The sequence below is a fragment of the Sphingomonas sp. 77B genome, assembly GCF_056497825.1.
Window position 1 is genome coordinate 2,851,031 of record NZ_JBWMBY010000001.1, and the last position, 17,372, is coordinate 2,868,402.

17 protein-coding genes are annotated in these 17,372 nt (G+C 66.2%); 4 read left to right on the top strand and 13 right to left on the bottom strand.

Features of this window, described 5'->3' with window-relative positions; translation table 11 throughout:
* The first annotated feature begins 115 nt into the window (after positions 1-115).
* Together AC1GI4_RS13355 and AC1GI4_RS13360 are read left to right on the top strand one after the other, a co-directional pair.
* Positions 116-757 carry an opacity protein gene (locus AC1GI4_RS13355; protein WP_294270080.1) on the top strand — a complete coding sequence of 214 codons (642 nt, stop codon included), beginning with the start codon at positions 116-118 and terminating at the stop codon, positions 755-757.
* Between the two features lie 93 nt (positions 758-850).
* On the top strand, positions 851-1,183 hold the full coding sequence (locus tag AC1GI4_RS13360; protein ID WP_479629838.1) for an HNH endonuclease: 333 nt from the start codon (positions 851-853) through the stop codon (positions 1,181-1,183).
* A 363-nt stretch (positions 1,184-1,546) separates the two neighbouring features.
* On the opposite strand, the gene AC1GI4_RS13365 is transcribed toward AC1GI4_RS13360, so the two are convergent.
* Entirely contained in the window at positions 1,547-2,602 is a 1,056-nt protein-coding gene (locus AC1GI4_RS13365; protein ID WP_294270077.1) for a ribonucleotide-diphosphate reductase subunit beta, read from the bottom strand.
* A 50-nt stretch (positions 2,603-2,652) separates the two neighbouring features.
* Complete coding sequence (locus AC1GI4_RS13370) at positions 2,653-2,832, bottom strand: hypothetical protein (RefSeq protein WP_479629839.1); 180 nt, start codon at positions 2,830-2,832, stop codon at positions 2,653-2,655.
* Positions 2,833-2,906: 74 nt separating this feature from the next.
* On the opposite strand from AC1GI4_RS13370, the gene AC1GI4_RS13375 reads away from it, so the two are divergent.
* Positions 2,907-3,158, top strand: coding sequence for a DUF2171 domain-containing protein (locus AC1GI4_RS13375; RefSeq protein WP_433908910.1), 252 nt, complete (start codon positions 2,907-2,909; stop codon positions 3,156-3,158).
* 77 nt (positions 3,159-3,235) lie between these two features.
* On the opposite strand, the gene AC1GI4_RS13380 is transcribed toward AC1GI4_RS13375, so the two are convergent.
* The 4 genes from AC1GI4_RS13380 to AC1GI4_RS13395 form a co-directional block, all read right to left on the bottom strand.
* Complete coding sequence (locus AC1GI4_RS13380; RefSeq protein WP_294270070.1) at positions 3,236-3,706, bottom strand: endonuclease domain-containing protein; 471 nt, start codon at positions 3,704-3,706, stop codon at positions 3,236-3,238.
* 31 nt (positions 3,707-3,737) lie between these two features.
* The gene (locus AC1GI4_RS13385; RefSeq protein ID WP_479630408.1) at positions 3,738-5,660 is read right to left on the bottom strand and encodes a ribonucleoside-diphosphate reductase subunit alpha; all 1,923 of its coding nucleotides are present in this window, start codon (positions 5,658-5,660) and stop codon (positions 3,738-3,740) included.
* A gap of 361 nt (positions 5,661-6,021) precedes the next feature.
* Positions 6,022-6,492 (bottom strand): DUF3429 domain-containing protein, encoded by a 471-nt coding sequence (locus AC1GI4_RS13390; RefSeq protein WP_294270067.1) that lies wholly within the window; start codon positions 6,490-6,492, stop codon positions 6,022-6,024.
* A gap of 58 nt (positions 6,493-6,550) precedes the next feature.
* Positions 6,551-9,208, bottom strand: a complete 2,658-nt coding sequence (locus tag AC1GI4_RS13395) for a putative bifunctional diguanylate cyclase/phosphodiesterase (RefSeq protein WP_479629840.1) — start codon at positions 9,206-9,208, stop codon at positions 6,551-6,553.
* 115 nt (positions 9,209-9,323) lie between these two features.
* On the opposite strand from AC1GI4_RS13395, the gene AC1GI4_RS13400 reads away from it, so the two are divergent.
* Complete coding sequence (locus AC1GI4_RS13400) at positions 9,324-10,847, top strand: fumarate hydratase (protein WP_058746844.1); 1,524 nt, start codon at positions 9,324-9,326, stop codon at positions 10,845-10,847.
* Between the two features lie 16 nt (positions 10,848-10,863).
* Here AC1GI4_RS13400 and AC1GI4_RS13405 read toward each other — a convergent pair whose 3' ends face one another.
* From AC1GI4_RS13405 to AC1GI4_RS13435, 7 genes are all read right to left on the bottom strand, one after another.
* Positions 10,864-11,364, bottom strand: coding sequence for a hypothetical protein (locus AC1GI4_RS13405; protein ID WP_479629841.1), 501 nt, complete (start codon positions 11,362-11,364; stop codon positions 10,864-10,866).
* Entirely contained in the window at positions 11,361-11,849 is a 489-nt protein-coding gene (locus tag AC1GI4_RS13410) for a hypothetical protein (RefSeq protein WP_479629842.1), read from the bottom strand. Before AC1GI4_RS13410 ends, AC1GI4_RS13405 begins: the two co-directional genes overlap by 4 nt.
* The gene (locus AC1GI4_RS13415) at positions 11,846-12,067 is read right to left on the bottom strand and encodes a hypothetical protein (protein ID WP_479629843.1); all 222 of its coding nucleotides are present in this window, start codon (positions 12,065-12,067) and stop codon (positions 11,846-11,848) included. The genes AC1GI4_RS13410 and AC1GI4_RS13415 overlap by 4 nt, the downstream gene beginning before the upstream one ends.
* Positions 12,067-12,303 carry a helix-turn-helix transcriptional regulator gene (locus tag AC1GI4_RS13420; RefSeq protein ID WP_479629844.1) on the bottom strand — a complete coding sequence of 79 codons (237 nt, stop codon included), beginning with the start codon at positions 12,301-12,303 and terminating at the stop codon, positions 12,067-12,069. The genes AC1GI4_RS13415 and AC1GI4_RS13420 overlap by 1 nt, the downstream gene beginning before the upstream one ends.
* A 262-nt stretch (positions 12,304-12,565) precedes the next feature.
* A complete protein-coding gene (locus AC1GI4_RS13425; protein WP_479629845.1) occupies positions 12,566-14,353 on the bottom strand; it encodes an AMP-dependent synthetase/ligase in 1,788 nt (595 codons plus the stop codon).
* A gap of 60 nt (positions 14,354-14,413) precedes the next feature.
* Positions 14,414-16,159, bottom strand: a complete 1,746-nt coding sequence (ggt, locus tag AC1GI4_RS13430) for a gamma-glutamyltransferase (protein WP_479629846.1) — start codon at positions 16,157-16,159, stop codon at positions 14,414-14,416.
* Positions 16,160-16,205: 46 nt separating this feature from the next.
* Positions 16,206-17,234, bottom strand: coding sequence for a quinone-dependent dihydroorotate dehydrogenase (locus tag AC1GI4_RS13435; RefSeq protein ID WP_479629847.1), 1,029 nt, complete (start codon positions 17,232-17,234; stop codon positions 16,206-16,208).
* Positions 17,235-17,372: the final 138 nt, after the last annotated feature.

Sequence of the window (17,372 nt, forward strand, 5' to 3'; positions counted from 1 at the left end):
AGGCGACCAAAAATCTCAAATCGTGTGCAACCCCTGCGCGTCTAGCCGGTTAAGCGGGCCTGGGCTGAGCGGTTCGATCCGCCGCCCCACATAGAATAAGAGAAGGGTATCTCACATGCGTAAGCTTTCCCTCGTCGCCGCTGCGGCGGCTGCGTTCGTTGCCGTGCCTGCCATGGCCCAGGACATGAACACCACCGACACGGCGGCGGCTCCGGCCCCGGCCGCTGACACCGCGACCGCTCCCGACGGCACCCGCGCCTTCGGTATCGAGCCGTACGTGGCGATCATGGGTGGTTGGGAGCAGTTCGACCGCCAGACCGTCGCTGGCATCCCCGCGCAGCCCAAGGGCTACAACCTGGACGGCGCGCTGGTCGAGGGCATCGTCGGCTTCAACGTTCCGCTGGGCCCGGTGTTCGTCGGTGCCGAGGGCGCGGTCGCCAAGGGCGTGTCGGGTGACATCGACTGGCAGTATGGCGCCTATGGCCGCGCGGGCTTCCGCGCCGGTGAGAGCGGCCTGTTCTACGGCAAGGTCGGCTATCGCTGGAACAACTTCCACAACTTCGCTCCGGGCGTCCAGGGCGACCTGAAGCGTGACTATCACGCGACCGTCTACGGCGTCGGCGCCGAAGTCGGCCCTAAGGACATCGGTCTGGGCGGCCTGACCGGCAATTCGGGTCTGCGTCTGCGTATGGAAGTCTCGACCTTCGACAACGCGCACTCCTTCCGTCCGATGGCGGGTGTTGTCGCACACTTCTGATCCCTTACGGATCCAGTTGGCGTAAAGGAGCGGGGTTCGGCAGCGATGCCGGACCCCGTTTTCTTATGGGGCTGCGCTTCCCATATCGGCCGCATGGTCGGACGGGTGAAGCGAAAGGCGGGGCTGGTGGCCGCCGCCGAGCGGGTTGAGCGGGCTGTGCCGCTGACGTGCGCGCTGTGCGCTCGGCCGCTGGGGGTGAAGGTGGAGTGGCACCACCCGGTCCCCAAGAGCGAAGGCGGGCGCGAGACGGTGCCGGTCCACCCGATTTGCCACCGGACGATCCATGCGACGTTGAGCAACGTAGAATTGGCGCGAGGCTATGCGGACTTTGCGGTGCTGCGCGCGCAGCCGGAGATCGCGCGGTTCCTGCGATGGATCGCGGGAAAGCCAGCGGACTTTCATGCGCCGACGCGGGCGGCGCGGTAGGTTGGGTTCGCGCGAAGCCGCGATGGCGCGAAGAAGGTTGGTTCGCGCGGAGGCGCGCGGGGCGCAGAAAACAAGGGCAGAAGACGATCCATCCCTATCTCCGTTCAGCCTGAGCGTAGTCGAAGGCCACGGGATAACGTCCGCCACTTCAGCCGGTCTTTTGGTTTGTCCTGTGGTCAGGGGTATGGGGCGCTGATGTCCCTTGGCCTTCGACTACGCTCAGGCTGAACGGAGCGGGGGAGCGGGCGGCGTTCCCTGCCTTCTCTACGCCCTCCGCGCCTTCACGCGAACCAACCTTCTTCGCGCCCTCGCGTCATCGCGCGAAACAAAAAAGGGCGGGCCGAAGCCCGCCCTTTCCGAAGCTCACTCCGCCGCGACGCCTGCGGCCGAGAACATGTCGCCGGTCTCGCTCGCCTCTTCGTTGGCGGCCTTGCCGGTCTTGGCCTTCTGGCGCTTGTCGAACGAGTCCCACACATCGTTCCACTGGCCGCGCGTCGCCGCCTTGGAATATTCCGTCGCGCGCGTTTCGAAGAAATTGGCATGCTCGACGCCGTTCAGCAGCGGGGTCAGCCAGGGCAGGGGATGCTCGTCGATCATGTAGATCGGCTTCAGGCCCAGCTGGCCGAGACGCCAGTCGGCGATGTAGCGGATATACTTCTTGATCTCCTTGGGCTTCATCCCCTCGACCGGGCCCATTTCGAAGGCGAGGTCGATGAAATTGTCCTCCAGGCGGATCGTCGTCTGGCACACATCGGCAATGTCGTCCTTGACCGCCTTGGTCAGGCACTGGCGCTCCTGGCAGAAGGCGTGGAACATGCGGATGATGCCCTCGCAGTGCAGGCTCTCGTCGCGCACCGACCAGCTGACGATCTGGCCCATGCCCTTCATCTTGTTGAAGCGCGGGAAGTTCATCAGCATCGCGAACGACGCGAACAGCTGGACGCCCTCGGTGAAGCCGCCGAACATTGCCAGCGTGCGCGCGATGTCCTCGTCGCTGTCGACGCCGAAATTCTGCATGTAATCATGCTTGTCCTTCATCTCGGCATATTCGAGGAAGGCGCCGTACTCGCTCTCGGGCATGCCGATCGTGTCGAGCAGATGGCTGTAGGCGGCGATATGCACCGTCTCCATGTTGCTGAACGCGGTCAGCATCATCTTGATCTCGGTCGGCTTGAACACCCGGCCGTATTTCTCGTGATAGCAGTCCTGCACCTCGACGTCCGCCTGGGTGAAGAAGCGGAAAATCTGGGTCAGCAGGTTACGCTCGTGATCGGTCAGCTTCTGCGCCCAGTCGCGGCAGTCCTCGCCCAGCGGCACCTCTTCGGGCAGCCAGTGGAGCTGTTGCTGGCGCTTCCAGAACTCGAACGCCCAGGGGTATTCGAAGGGCTTATACTGCTTGGAGGCTTGGAGGAGAGGCATCGGGGTTACTCCGGATACAAATCAGATGAGGTGATAGGGTGAAGGCCGGTTCAGCCGCTGCTCGCCCAGGAGTGCAGAGCGGTGGCGAAACCGGCGAGAATGATCCCGCCCATGGCGAACATGGTGCCCGCGATCAGACGCGCATAGCGGCCCTGCTCCGACCGGGTTGTGCGGAGTTGCAGCAGCAGCGTTGCGCCGATGCCGGTTAAGATGGCCGCAACGGCGTACATGATCGTGGCCCCCGTCATGCGACCATTTCCGGCGTTGCGCGTTCCGAACCCGAACCCAACACAGGAGACGTAAAATGGTCGATGCCAGCCAGATCAAGGAACATGCGGAAGTCATCGGTGCGGACGGCGTCCATGTCGGCACCGTCGACCACGTCCAGGGCGACCGCATCAAGCTGACCAAGAACGACAGCCCCCAGACCCAGGACGGGCAGGGCGCCAAGCATCATTACCTGCCGATCGGCCTGGTCGCCGAGGTCGAGGGCGACAAGGTCCGCCTGTCGGCGACCGCACAGAACGCCGTCGACCAGTTCGAAGAGGCTGAGTGATGTCCCGGTCCCTCTCCCCTTGTGGGAGAGGGAGGGGCCCGCGACCGAAGGTCGTGGGAGGGTGAGGGGGCCGTCCATCACGGGCGGCCCTTTTGCTTATGCGCGATCCGCGCGCCGATCGCCGTCACGACGCCGTCGAGGTTGGTCATCACATCGGCATTGGCGAAGCGGATCACGTCATAGCCTTCGTGTTCAAGAAAGCGGGTGCGCGCGGCATCGCACTTCAGCTTCATTGCATGGTCGTCGCCGTCGACCTCGACGATCAACCGTGCAGCGTGTGAGCAGAAATCGGCGTGGTACGAGCCTATCGGAACCTGACGGCGAAACTTCATGTCCGGCAGGGCTTCGCGTAAGGCACGCCATAGCCGACGCTCTGATTCGCCAGCATTTTTCCGCAGTTCACGCGACCGGGTGACTGTTGTAGCGGGAAGCAACTGACGCTTGGTCAGGCCTTGGGCGTTGCCCCTCACCCTTCCCACGGCCTGCAGCCGCGGGCCCCTTCCCTCTCCCACAAGGGGAGAGGGAGGTTTAGGTGAGTAAGGGGCCATGGCTCTGCCTTCCCGCTGGGCAGCCGTTACCTCACTGGCACGCCAGGCATTCGTCGTAATCGGTCGTCTCACCGATCTCAAACTTCGGCGCGCTGATCGTGTTGTCCGCCTCGACGCCGCCCGACCCTGCGAACCCGGCGCGCTGCACCGACTTCGACCGCAGATAATAGAGCGACTTGATGCCCAGCTCCCAGGCGCGGAAGTGGAGCATCAGCAGATCCCACTTCTCGACGTCCGCCGGGATGAACAGGTTCAGCGACTGCGCCTGGTCGATATAAGGCGTCCGGTCCCCCGCCAATTCGAGCAGCCAGCGCTGGTCGATCTCAAACGAGGTCTTGAACGTGTCCTTCTCTTCCTGGCTGAGGAAGTCGAGATGCTGGACCGAGCCGCCATGTTCCAGGATCGAGTTCCAGACCGCATCCGAGTTCTTCGACTTCGCGATCAGGATCTTTTCGAGATAGGGGTTCTTGACCGAGAACGATCCCGACAGCGTCTTGTGAGTATAGATGTTCGCCGGGATCGGCTCGATGCAGGCGCTGGTGCCGCCGCAGATGATGCTGATCGACGCGGTCGGCGCGATCGCCATCTTGCAGCTGAAACGCTCCATCACACCGACGTCAGCGGCATCGGGGCACGGGCCCCGCTCGACCGCCAGCGTCATCGACGCCTGGTTCACCTGCGCGTTGATATGCTTGAACATCCGCAGGTTCCACGACTTGGCCATCGCGCCCTCGAAGGGAAGCCCTCGCGCCTGGAGGAAGCTGTGGAAGCCCATCACGCCGAGGCCGACCGACCGCTCGCGGCTGGCGGAATAGGCGGCACGCTCCATGCCCGGCTCGTGACGGTCGATATAGTCCTGCAGCACATTGTCGAGGAAGCGCATCACGTCCTCGATGAACTGCTTGTCGTCCTTCCACTCGTCCCAGGTTTCCAGATTCAGCGACGACAGGCAGCAGACCGCCGTACGGTCATTGCCCTTATGGTCGATGCCGGTCGGCAGGGTGATTTCCGAACACAGGTTCGAGGTCGATACCTTCAGCCCCAGCTCGCGGTGATGCTTGGGCATGTTCTTGTTCACATGGTCGGCAAAGACGATGTACGGCTCGCCGGTCGCCAGACGGGTCTCGACCAGCTTCTGGAACAGCGCGCGCGCATCGACGGTGCTGCGGACCTCGCCGGTCTTCGGGCTCTTGAGATGCCATTCGGCACCGTCGCGCACCGCCTCCATGAAGGCGTCGGGGATCAGCACCCCGTGATGGAGGTTCAGCGCCTTGCGGTTGAAGTCGCCGCTGGGCTTGCGGATTTCGAGGAACTCCTCGATCTCGGGGTGCGAGATGTCGAGATAGCAGGCGGCCGAACCGCGCCGCAGCGAACCCTGGCTGATCGCCAGCGTCAGCGAGTCCATCACGCGGACGAAGGGGATGATGCCGCTGGTCTTGCCGTTCAGGCCGACCGGCTCGCCGATGCCGCGCACCTGGCCCCAATAGGTGCCGATGCCGCCGCCGCGTGAGGCCAGCCACACATTCTCGTTCCAGGTGGTGACGATGCCGTCCAGGCTATCGGGCACCGAGTTCAGATAGCAGCTGATCGGCAGGCCGCGCCCCGTGCCGCCGTTCGACAGGACGGGCGTGGCGGGCATGAACCACAGCTTCGAGATATAGTCGTACAGCCGCTGCGCATGCTCGGCATTGTCGGCATAGGCCGACGCCACGCGCACGAACAGGTCCTGATAGCTTTCGCCGGGCAGGAGATAGCGGTCGTTCAGCGTTTCCTTGCCGAAATCGGTCAGCCGCGCGTCGCGGGCATGGTCGACCTCGACCGGATAGGGTTGCGGGTGCACCGACTTGGTGTCCGCCGGGGTCGGCGCGGGGGCGCTCGTCTGAGCCGTGTCCGCCGCCATCTTTTCGAGCATATCAGTCGTCATGTCGCTATCCCGGCTATCCCTGAAATCCATCACCGATGCCGCTCCTTTGTTCTTGTTCCGTTCGAGTCGGCATCCTGCCCTTGGCACCACGCGCCACACGCGTCGCGATCGGGACGAGGGGGAGTGGGAAATCCCCGATTCCGGGGCTCTCCGCGTATCCGATCATGCATGGGAGCATGACCTCGTCCTACCAGTGCTTGGGGGCGTCCCCGGCCTCTTCCACAATCCTTAGTGGAAAATCCCGAGCGGCACCGCAAGAGGGTAAAGCGTGGCGAGGGGGTTGGTTGCGACGAATGGCGGGCGCGTTCGGGCCGCCCAAAAGCCGCGACGCATGGATGTCTGCGGGGTTCGGGAAGCGCAAGTCCCTAAAAATATTTTTTGGTCGGTCGGATCAGCGCGGGGCAAGCAGGAACAGCGCGATCAGCCCCACAATCGCGACCACCATCTGTGGGGGGCGCAACCGCGCGAAATGGCCCGGCGCCCCGCCCCAGCTCGCCAGCCAGGGATCGGTCAGCGCGATCGAGGCATAGCCCAGAATCAGCAGGCCGAAGCCGGTCGAAGGCCCCGCGATCAAGGCCAGCAGACCCAGCGAGAAGCGCAGGGCCATGGTCGCCATCTGCGAAACATGGGTGCCGCCCGGCGTGAAGAAGCTCAGGCCGCGCGCGACCCCGGCCAGGAAGATGAGGATGGCCGCCCCCCATATCTGCCCGATCAGCAGCGCGAGCGGCATGCCCGTCCAGGCGGCCAGCGCCGCGATCGGCAGGACCAGCACCGGACCATAGCCGAAGATCAGGCTGAGCGCGGGAATCCGGGGCGACGCGCCTTCCGGCGTGGGGGCCGGAGTCGGAGTGGGGGAGGTCATGACGGCGCGAACGTCCGGCGCGGCGTTCCTATCCCGCCCCGATTCTGCGGGAGGCCGATCATGCCGATCGGCGCTGCACCTCTCCGGCATCCTGGCCATGGTCCAGCCAGGGATGATTCTCGGGCAGCGGGGTCGCAAAGGCCAGGCCGACCCGCCCTTCGCGCTCCCAGCGGATATAGCAGCGGATGGGGGTGTCGCCGCCGATACTGATGCCCACGGCGGCCCCGCCTATGACATAGGCGGGTGGCAGCCCCTCGATCATGACGCCCGCGGTCGACAGGTCGCGGATGCGCACGTCGATCGTCGCATTGTTCGACAGGATCTGGGCGGCGCGCAGGATTTTCACGCGCGGGGGACGAATGGATTTCAGGCCGACCGGCGTGGCATGGCCGTCATGCTCGCGCATCGATTGGGGCACGTCGGCCGCCTCCATCGGCTTGCCATAGACGAAGCCCTGGATATGGCTGCACCCCAGACTGCGGATCAGGTCGATCTCGTCCTGGATTTCGACGCCCTCGGCGGTGGTTTCCATGCCCAGCGTGTCGGCCATGGTCACGATCGCGCGGATGATCGCGGCATTGCGGCTGCCCGCATTGCCCGCACCGCGCACGAACGACTGGTCGATCTTGATCTTGTCGAACGGCGCGTGGCGCAGATAGCCGAGCGAGGAATAGCCGGTGCCGAAATCGTCGAGCGCCAGCCGGACGCCCAGCGCCTTCAGCGCGGCGAACTGGCGGTGCGACTCCTGATCGTCGTTCAGGAAGACGCTCTCGGTGATCTCCAGCTCCAGCCGAGCTGCCGCGAGGCCCGATTGCGCCAGCGCCTGCGCGACCAGCGAGGTCAGATGCGGCTTGGCGAACTGGATGGACGAGACGTTGACCGCGACGCGCACGTCCTGCGGCCAGCCCGCCGCCTCGATACAGGCGGTGCGCATCACCCATTCGCCGATCTGTTCGATCAGGCCGCAATCCTCGGCGACCGGAATGAATTGCGACGGCGGGATCGCGCCCTGGACAGGGTGGTTCCAGCGCAGCAGCGCCTCATAGCCGACGATCATCGCATCGCGCGTCGACACGATCGGCTGATAGACGAGGCGCAGCTGATCCTGCGCCAGGGCGAGGCGGAGGTCCTCCTCCATCCGCTTGCGGCTGCGCGCGCCCTCCAGCATCGCCTCAGCATAGAAACGATGGACGCCGCGCCCGTCGCCCTTGGCGGCGTACAGCCCGAGGTCGGCATTGCGGATCAGCGTGTGCGAATCCTCGCCGTCATGCGGCGCGATGGCGATGCCGATCGAACAGCCGATCGTCACCTCGTTGCCCTGAATGTCATAGGGCCGCGACAGCGCGGCGATGATCCGATCCGCCAGCATGGCCAGCCGGTCGCGTGCATCGATGCCGGGCAGCAGGATTTGGAACTCGTCGCCCCCGAGCCGCCCGACCAGGCCGATGTCGCCGACCACCCGCTCCAGCCGCCGGGCGACCTGTTGCAACAGCAGGTCGCCCGCCTGATGGCCGAGCGTGTCGTTGACCGCCTTGAATCGGTCGAGGTCCATCAGGAACAGGGCGTTGGGGCGCCAGGGATGGACCGACTGTTTCAGCGTCTTGTCGAGCGACAGCGTCATGCGCTGGCGATTGGCCAGCCCGGTCAGGCTGTCGAATAGCGCCAGGCGGGTGATCTCCGCCTCGGATCGACGCTTCTCGGTCAGGTCGGAGCCCGAGCCGATAAAGCCACGAAACCGGCCGACACTGTCCAGGATCGGCCGGCCCGAGATCGACCACCAGCGCTCGGGCGTCAGGTCATTCTCGCCCACCGCGCAGACGGTATAGTCGGAAAAGCTGGTGCGCGAGGCCATGTGGAAGGACAGGGTGCGCTCGGTGCCGGGCGCGGAGGGGTCCATCTGGAACAGCTCGGTCAGCAATTGCCCCCGGCTGTCGATTCCCGACGCGGCCAGCTCGTGCGCCACCTTTTCGGACAGATAGGTCAGCCGCCCATGCCGGTCGGTTTCCCAGAACCAGCCGGTGCCATGCTCCTCGAACTCGGCGATCATCTTCACCGCCTGCTGCCCCTGGCCGAAGGCGCGGGCGCGGGCGCGGGCACCGGCATAATCGATCCGGCCCACCACCCGGGCCTTGAGCACCAGGAAGAACAGCGGCGGGACGACCGCCGCCAGTATCGGCAGGACCGGCACGCCCCAGGCGAGCGCGGTGACGGGCGCCAGGAACGCAAAGCCGAAGGAATAGCCGAGCAGCGCGCCGCGCACCGCGTTCAGCATGTATGCGGTCGTCCACATCGTACAGGCCAGCGTCAGGGTCGCCGCCCATCCGCCATGGCCGTGATGCGCGTTCGCCACGATCAGCAGCATCGGCCCGGTGGCGAGCGCGACCAGCAGCCCCAGGCCGCTCAGCCATTGCTTCAGCCGGTAGAAGGGCCATTGCCCCGACACGCCGCGCCACAGCACCACTCCGAAAGCCAGCGTGGACCCGACCATCAGCCCCCCCGCCACGGCCTTGTCGACCAACCGGGGAGCAGGCGCGGCGAAGGCGTCGAGCGCCAATATGATCGCCACCGCCACGATATTCTGCAGGATGGCCAGCGGCCAGGTGCGGCACAGCGTCTTCAACCGTGTCAGATGCAGCGAAACCAGCAGCTCGTCATTGTCCTCGACCAGGCCCATCAGGGCCAGGAAGGACAGGTTGGAGGAGGAAGCGGACGACATGCGGGGTTACGGATTTCCAATATTGCCGGATGATCCTGCGCTAACTCCGGTTAAGATTGCTTGAAGTCGGTCGCATCCATTGCGTCGGTCGCGCCGCTTTCGCTAAGGACGGGGCATGACGACCCTGATCCGCGACACCGACCTGATCGAGAGCGTGGCCGACGCGCTCCAGTTCATCAGCTACTATCACCCGATGGATTATATCCGTGCGCTGGGTAAGGCCTATGAGGCCGAGAAGAGCCCGGCGGCCAAGGATGCCATCGCGCAGATCCTGACCAACAGCCGCATGTGCGCCGAGGGGCATCGCCCGATCTGCCAGGACACCGGCATCGTCACGGTCTTCGTGAAATGGGGCCAGGACTGCCGCCTGTCGGGCGACCGGTCGTTGCAGGAGGTCGTCGACGAGGGCGTGCGCCGAGCCTATCTCCATCCCGAGAACAAGCTGCGCGCCTCGATCCTGGCCGACCCCGCCTTCACCCGCCGCAACACCAAGGACAACACGCCCTCGGTCCTCCATGTCGAGATGGTGCCGGGCAACAAGGTGACGGTCGACGTCGCGGCCAAGGGCGGCGGGTCGGAGAACAAGTCGAAGTTCAAGATGATGAACCCGTCCGACTCGATCGTCGACTGGGTGCTGGAGATGGTGCCGCAAATGGGCGCAGGCTGGTGCCCGCCGGGCATGCTGGGCATCGGCATCGGCGGCACCGCCGAGAAGGCGGTCCTGCTCGCCAAGGAATCGCTGATGGGCGCGATCGACATGGGCCAGCTCAAGGAGCGCGGCCCCCGCAACGATATCGAGGCGCTGCGCATCGAGCTGTTCGACAAGGTCAACGCGCTGGGCATCGGTGCGCAGGGGCTGGGCGGCTTGTCCACCATCCTCGACGTCAAGATCCTCGACTGGCCGACCCATGCCGCGTCCAAGCCGGTGGCGATGATCCCCAACTGCGCCGCGACCCGCCATGCGCACTTCACGCTGGACGGCTCCGGCCCGGTCTATCTGGAGGCCCCCAAGCTTGAGGAATGGCCCAAGGTCGACTGGAAGCCCGACCTCCAGGCCGCTCGCCGTGTCGACCTGAACACGCTCACGCCGGAAGAGGTGAAGAGCTGGAAGCATGGCGACCGGCTGCTGCTCAACGGCAAGATGCTGACGGGCCGCGACGCCGCGCACAAGCGGATCAAGGACATGCTCGACCGCGGCGAGGAACTGCCGGTCGAGTTCAAGGGCCGCGTGATCTATTATGTCGGCCCCGTCGATCCGGTCGGCGAGGAAGTGGTCGGCCCCGCTGGCCCGACCACCGCGACGCGCATGGACAAGTTCACCCGCATGATGCTCGACCAGGGCCTGCTGGCGATGGTCGGCAAGGCCGAGCGCGGGCCCGCCGCCACCGACGCGATCCGCGAATACCAGTCCGCCTATCTGATGGCGGTCGGCGGCGCGGCCTATCTCGTCGCCCGCGCGATCAAGGGATCGAAGGTTGTCGGCTTCGAGGATCTGGGCATGGAGGCGATCTACGAGTTCGACGTGGAGAATTTCCCCGTCACCGTCGCGGTCGATTCCGAAGGCCAGAACGTCCACACGCTGGCCCCGCTGGTGTGGCGCGACAAGATCGCCAAGGAAGGGCTGCTGACCCCGGCGTGAAGCCGGGGCAGGGACCTCAAACTTCGTCCTCCCACCGCACCGTCCAGCTCGCATGGGCGGTGGGCAGGGCCGAAAAGATGGTCATCATCAGGAACCCGCTGGCCAGGACTGCCCGGGACAGCTGGGCCATGTCCCAGCCCGCCAGCGGCGCAAAAGCGACGAGCAGGCAGAGGCCGGCGGGAACCGTTACGGATACGGTCATATAGGTAAAGGCGATCGAGCGAGCCCGTGTCGCGCGATCCCATTCGTCGGTCGGCTCCATCGCGCCGAACGGCTTCAGGGGGCCCCACACCCTCATGACGTTGCCCAGGGACACCCCTGCGATCAGGCCCAGCCAGCCTAGGAAGGTCGGACCTCGCACCGCCAACACCAGTATATAGCCCGCGACGGCGAAGATCAGGGCAAATGTCGCGGGCCAGCGCAGCGGCCGCCGCTTTGGCTTGCCCTCAGCCAGCGCCGGGATGCCGGTCCAGCGGACCATGGCGTCCAGCCGCTCGAAAAAGCTCTGGTTCGTCACAGCGTGTCGTCCTCGGCATCGGGCATCGGGACCATGAACTCGGCAAAGGTCGGGGGTAGGCTGATGCCGATGACGAGCAGGGTCACCAGCCATCCCGTCCACTGCATGGGGCGGACGGGCACCGGCCAACCGAAGGCGGGCGCCGATACCATATAGCCGACGAGCAGCGCTATCAGACCGATATAGCTGCCAAAGGCGCGTGCGGTGGCGCGCAGCAGCGCGGCCTGCTCGAATTCGTCATACACGCTCAGGTCCTTGTCGGCAGCCCAGCTGTCTCTGGCAAAGGGCGAAAAGCCGATGAAGAAGCCGGGCAGGCACGACAGGAACAGGGGAGGATGGTCGTTTGCCCCGGACAACGCCGTTGCCGTGAGCGCGACGATGCTCCCCCCGGCCAGCCCCCAGCGGACCCAGTACCGACGCGGCCGTTCCTTGAAGCTGGCGGCATACCATTTGCGGAAATCATAGCCGTCGCGATAGCTGGTCATGCGGCGTCCTCCGGGTCGGGGAAGGGGATGGCGAATTCGGCGAACAGGGCGGTGCGCTCGAGCTCGTCATACTCGCCGCGCGACCAGCTTTTCTTTGCGAAGGACGCGCGGCCCGCTGGAAGATCCAAGGCCGCGGTCGCGACGAACCAGCCGATGGGCAGGCTGCCAGTGACCGCGACGAGTGGCCACCATATCCAGCGGCGGCTGTCATAACCCATCAGGCGTCTCCGTCCCGGCGCAGCGCGTCGGTCAGCGAGGGGAAGGGGGAGAGGGAGAAGACCAGCTCGACCGGCGCGTCGAAATAGGCGGCGATCTTCAGGCCGAGTTCGAGACTGGGCTTATAGTCGCCGCGTTCGAGATAACCGATCGTCTGCGGATTGATGCCCACCGCCTCCGCCAGTTCGCGACGCGACACGTTGCGGTCGTTGCGGAACAGGGCGATCCGGTTGTGCATATCGTCGAGGCTATACCGAATGTTGTGTTTACACAACGATTCGTTTTCGAGGAGCGAGGGCGTACAGCTACAGTCCTCCCCTGTGAGGGGAGGGGGACCATGCGCAGCATGGTGGAGGGAAGTGGCAGGTCAAACCCGCCCCGCGGGTTTGAGGATTGCTGGGGGCAATCCAGCCTGCCACTCGCTATCGAGAGGGCGACACCTCTCCGTCAGGGCTGTCGCCCTGTCACCTCCTTTTGCAGGGGAGGAATGGGGAGTATCTTCAATTCTTGTAGAGCGCATCCAGCCGCTCGCCATAGACCTCGCGCAGGACGTGGCGGCGGATCTTCAGCGACGGGGTCAGCTGCTGGTTCTCGATCGCGAAGGGTTCGTCGGCGATGATGAAGCGGCGGATGCGCTCGGTTACCGACAGGTCGCGGTTCACCCGGTCGATCGCGGCCGAAATCGCGCCCCGGAAATCCAGGTCATCGTCCAGTGCGGCGCGGTTGCAGCCGGTGCCCGACTTCGCACACCATTCGGCGGTCCATTCCGCGTCGGGCACGATCAGCGCGACCATATAGGGCCGCCGGTCGCCCGCGATCATCGCCTGGCCGATCTCGGGCTGCAGGGTCAGCATGCCCTCGACCTTCTGGGGGGCGACATTCTCGCCCTTGTCGTTGATGATGAGGTCCTTCTTGCGGTCGGTGATGCGCAGGCGGCCTGCCGCATCGATCTCGCCGATGTCGCCGGTGTGGAGCCAGCCGTCCTTCAGCACCCGCTCGGTTTCGGTCGGGTTGCGCCAATAGCCGTGCATGACCAACTCGCCGCGCACCAGGATCTCGCCATCCCCGGCGATGCGCACCTCGGTATTGTCGAGCGGCGGGCCGACCGTGTCCATACGCACGCCGGCCTTGGGCCGGTTGCAGGCGATGACCGGCGCCGCCTCGGTCTGGCCATAGCCTTGCAGGAGGGTGAGGCCGATCGAGTGGAAGAACAGGCCGATCTCGGGGTTGAGCGGCGCGCCGCCCGATACCATTGCCTTCAACCGGCCACCGAACTTCTTGGCGATCTTAGGCTTGAACAGCGTATTGACCGCCAGTTGCGCAGGCCGGTCGATCAGCCGCAAGCGGCCGTCATAGCTCTTCGCCCCAAGTGCCAGCGCCTGGTCGAGCAGCCGTGCGCCCAGCCCGCCCTTCTTCTCAATCGCCTTGGCGATGCGGGTGTGCAGCACCTCGAACAGGCGGGGCACGACGAACATGATCGTCGGGCGCACCTCCTCGATATTGGCGGCCAGCTTGTCGAGGCCCTCGGCATAATAGATCTGCCCGCCCAGCGAGATGGGGAAGTGCTGGCCCCCGGTATGCTCATAGGCGTGGGAGAGCGGGAGGAAGGACAGGAACACCTCGTCCTCCCAACCGAAATCCTCGGCGATCACCGCGCTGCACCCGGCGCAATTGTGCAGGATCGCGCCGTGATGCTGCATCACCCCGCGCGGCGCGCCGCCGGTGCCCGAGGTGTAGATGATGCAGGCCAGATCCTCGCGGGTGAAATCGGCCTGCGCGGCGACCACCACCGGATCGGCGGGATGCGCGGCGATCATCGCGTCATATTGGCGGCATTCGATCTGGCTCTGGCCCAGCTTCAGCGGCTCGATCCCGATCACCGTCTGGACATGGTTGGAGCGCAGCGCGGCGGGCATCAGCGTCGTCGCCAGCTTCTGGGTCGAGACGATGATCGCGCGCGCGCCAGAATTCTCGATGATGTGCGCATGGTCGCGTTCGGTATTGGTGGTGTAGGTCGGCACGGTGACGCCGCCCGCCGCCATGATGGCGAGGTCGGCGATGCACCATTCGGGGCGGTTCTCCGACACCAGCATCACCCGGTCGCCGCGTTGCAGGCCCGTCGCCTTCAGTCCGGCGGACAGGCTGGCGACCTGCTGCGCGGCCTGCGCCCAGCTGATCGAGCGCCAAGCCCCACCTCCCTTGCGCCAGAGGAACGGCGCGTCACCCTTCTCGCGAGCGCGCGTGAAGAACATGGTGACGAGATTGGGGAAATATTCGAGCGTACGCATGGTGCCTCTCCCACCGGCCCGTATCACGCTACGCAACGCATGATCGGGCTCTTTGTATTCTTATTCCGCCGGACGGTTCGGTTTGTCGCCGACCCGCTGGATCGCGGTCGTCCGGCCGGTCACGTCGATCGCCACGCCCTCGCTGCGCGGATCGGCGGCACCGACCCAGCGGCCGCCGACCTGCTCGATGGCGTTGGCCTTCAGCCCCATCGGCGCCACGACCACCGTCTCGCCCAGCGCCTGCAGGCCGGGGACGAGCGATTCCAGCGCGGTGCCCTGTTCGACCGTCGCGACCTTGTACGGCGCGAAGAGCAGGCCTTGCGCGATCGCGTCCTGCGCGCTCAGCTTCCAGTCGATGACGCCGATGATCGCCTTGGCGACCTGCGCGATGATGGTCGATCCGCCCGCAGCACCCACTGCCAGGCGCACCTTGCCGTCGGGGCCATAGACGATGGTCGGCGACATCGAACTGCGCGGACGCTTGCCGCCCTCGACCCGATTGGCGACCAGATTGCCGTCCTTGACCGGCACGATGTCGAAATCGGTCAGCTCGTTGTTCAGCATCGTCCCGTCGACCGACAGGCCCGATCCGAACGAGCCCTCGACGGTGGTCGTGACCTCGGCGACATTGCCCGCGCTGTCCACGGTGACGAGGTCGGTGGTGCCCGGCACCTCGCTGACCGGCGCGCGGACGCGCGGCGGTGCGCCCGGCGGCGTACCCGGCGAAACCGATGCCATGGTGCGGTCGGGCGAGATCAGCGCCGAACGGCTGGCGATATAGGCCGGGTCGAACAGCCCCTTGATCGGCACCCGGATATAATCGGGATCGCCCAGATACATGTCGCGGTCGGCATAGGCGAGGCGCGAGGCCTCGGCGAACAGATGCCAGGCGACCGGCGAATCCTTGCCCAGCCTGGCCATGTCGAAGCGTTCGAGCAGCTTCAGGATCGACAGCATCGTCGATCCGCCGCCCGAGGACGGCCCCATGCTGCAAATCCGGTAGCCGCGATAGGTGGCGCAGAGCGGCGGGCGTGGCTTGGCGGCGTAGCTGGCGAGGTCGCCGGTCGTCATCTTCGACGGATTGCGCTGGGCGGTGTTGACGGTCGTCACCAGCTTCTGCGCCTGAGGGCCGACATAGAAAGTATCGGGGCCGAGCTTGGCGATCCGCTCGAGGAGGGCGGCCTGTTCGGGATTGCGGATGACGCTGCCGAGCGGGAGCACCTGTCCATCGGGGCCGGTCAGCCGGGCGCGGGTGGCGGCGTCGACATGGCCGCCATAACGAGTCAGCGCGGTCTGGAGGCGCGGGGTCAGCTTGAATCCGTCGCGTGCCAGCCGGATCGCGGGCTGGAACAGCCGCGCCCAGGGCAGCTTGCCGCCTTGGCGGTGGGCCAGCGCCATGCCGCGCAGCGCGCCGGGCACGCCGACGCTGCGCCCGCCGGGCACGGCATCGGCATGGCTGAGCGGGCGGCCGTCGGGGCCGTAGAACCAGTCGGGGGTGGCGGCCATCGGCGCGGTTTCGCGCGCGTCGATAGTGTTGGTACCGCGCGCGTCATGGCGCACCCAATAGCTGCCGCCGCCGATGCCCGAACTTTGCGGCTCGACCACGTTCAGCGCCAGCATGGTCGCGATGGCGGCATCGGTCGCGCTGCCCCCTGCGCGCAGAATTTCCACCCCGGCGGCGGCGGCGCGCGGATCGGCGGCGCTGACCATCCCGGTGGCGGGAGCCTTGGCGGTGGGCTGGCGCGCTTCGACGGGCGCGGCGAGCGGCAGCGCGAGCGCCGCGACGGACAAGAGCCAGTGCTTCATGGCCGCGACCCTAGCGGCAAGCCTCGCCCCACGCCAAGCCGTAACGTCAGGCGCCGACGGCCTCCGCCACGCTCGCGAACCCGTCCCGCGCGAGCAGCGCGTCGAGATCGGCGAGGATGCGGGCGGCGAGGCCCGGTCCTTCGTAGACCAGCGCCGAATAGAGCTGGACCAAGCTGGCCCCGGCCCGGATGCGGGCATAGGCCTCTGTGCCGGAGTCGATCCCACCCGCCGCGATCAGCGTCATCGCGGCTCCGGTGGCCTTGCGGAAATCGGCGAGCCGCGCGCGGGCGAGGGGAGCCAGCGGACGGCCCGACAGTCCGCCGGTCTCGGCCGCGTTGGCGCTCGTCACGTTCGGCCGGGTGATGGTGGTGTTGCCGATGATGATCGCGTCCAGCCGGTTGTCGATCGCGGCGCGCGCGATCTCGTCGATCTGGGCGGGGTCGAGGTCGGGCGCGACCTTCAGGAACAGCGGCACACGGCCCGCCGCCTCGCGCGACGCGGCCAGCAACTCGGCCAGGGCTGCTCCATGTTGCAGGTCGCGCAGGCCCGGCGTGTTGGGGCTGGAGATGTTGATCGTGACGTAATTGGCGATCGGGGCGGCTTGCGTAACGCCGTGGCGATAGTCGGCGATACGGTCGGCGGCGTCCTTGTTCGCGCCGACATTGATGCCCAGCACGCCCTTGCGCTTCGCGGCTTTCGCCCGCGCCAGTCCCGCGTCCAGCCCGCCATTGTTGAAGCCGTAGCGGTTGACCACGCCCTGATCCTCGACCAGCCGGAACAGGCGGGGCTTGGGGTTGCCGGGCTGGGGCTTGGGGGTCAGGGTGCCAATCTCGACCATGCCGAAGCCCAGGCCGAAAAAGCCGTCGATCGCCTCGCCATTCTTGTCGACCCCTGCCGCCAGCCCCAGCGGATTGGCGAAGTCGATCCCCGCGACCCGCGTCGCCAGCCGGGGATAACGCGCCGGATCGGCTCCCAGCGGGGCCCCTAGCGCGCCCCAGCGCGACAGCATCGCGACCGTCAGACCATGGGCGCGTTCGGCATCGAGGGCGAAGAGGAGCGGGTGATAAAAGGCCATGTCGGCCCGGTTAGCGGATTGCGGGGGGAGGGGGAAGCAGGGCTCTATCTTCTCCCCTCCCGTTGTCATTGCTCCCCCTCCCGCAGGCGGGAGGGGGTCGGGGGGAGGGCAGGGTGTCTCACCGAGACTGTCGCCCTT